1 protein-coding gene is annotated in these 248 nt (G+C 65.3%); it reads left to right on the forward strand.

Annotated elements, in window-relative coordinates:
* The coding region (locus tag KW824_RS20795) for a VCBS domain-containing protein (RefSeq protein ID WP_218410903.1) at positions 1-248 on the forward strand (248 nt) is incomplete at both ends.

Consider the following 248-nt stretch of genomic DNA (forward strand, 5'->3'; position numbering starts at 1 on the left):
CCGACTCTGACCGAGACCGGCACCCTGAGCGTGACCGACGTGGACGGCGCCGACGAGGCCAAGTTCCTGGCTGGCAACGGCACCCCGAGCGCTGGCGCACTGGGTAGCCTGACCATCACCGAAGGCGGGGCCTGGACCTACAACGTCGACAACAGCAAGGTGCAGTACCTGGGCGAAGGGGAGACCAAGGTCGAGACCTTCACCGTGCAGTCTGTGGATGGCACCGAGCACACCGTCACCATCACCAT

The sequence above is a fragment of the Aeromonas sp. sif0611 genome (assembly GCF_019218845.1).
In the GTDB taxonomy this organism is placed as follows: Bacteria; Pseudomonadota; Gammaproteobacteria; order Enterobacterales; family Aeromonadaceae; genus Aeromonas; species Aeromonas media.